Origin of the sequence: Undibacterium sp. 5I2 (assembly GCF_035019605.1) — a bacterium.
GTDB lineage: Bacteria > Pseudomonadota > Gammaproteobacteria > Burkholderiales > Burkholderiaceae_D > Undibacterium.
Genome location: NZ_JASJVS010000158.1, coordinates 1 through 620, shown reverse-complemented (window position 1 = coordinate 620; position 620 = coordinate 1). Strand labels below are relative to the sequence as shown.

The following is a 620-nucleotide window of genomic DNA, read 5'->3' as shown; positions in this document are numbered from 1 at the left end:
GAATCGACCATGTATCGGATTCTGAAAGCGCACTCGCTGCTGTATCGGCGAGGCCGTGCAGCGGCACCACGTAAGGTGAATAAACCAACGACGCATCATGCTACCGCACCAAATCAGGTATGGTCATGGAACATTACTTTTTTACCGACAAAAACAAAAGGCCTGTTTTACAAACTGTATTTAATCGAGGATATATTCAGTCGTTACCCGGTCGGATGGGAAGTTCACGGCGAAGAAAGCGGTGAACTGGCGGCAGAATTATTGCAAAAAACGGTGATGGGACAAGGCTGTATGACTACGCCATTGGTGCTGCATTCGGATAATGGCGCACCGATGAAAAGCTATACATTGAAAGCCAAAATGGAAGAACTGAAGGTGAGTCCATCGCATAGCCGACCACGAGTCAGTAACGACAACCCGTTCTCAGAATCCTTATTCCGCACGATGAAATACTGGCCGCAATGGCCGCAGGCCGGATTTGCCAGTATTGAAGAAGCACGGCGTTGGGTGCAGCGTTTTATTCAGTGGTACAGCCACGAGCATCGGCATAGTGGCATTCAGTTCGTGACGCCAGCAGAACGCCATCAGGGACGTGATCAAGTGATTCTGGCACAGCGCAA

1 protein-coding gene is annotated in these 620 nt (G+C 49.8%); it reads left to right on the top strand.

Annotated elements, in window-relative coordinates; translation table 11 throughout:
• On the top strand, positions 1–620 hold a 620-nt coding region (locus QN359_RS19805; RefSeq protein WP_323493424.1), incomplete at both ends, for a DDE-type integrase/transposase/recombinase.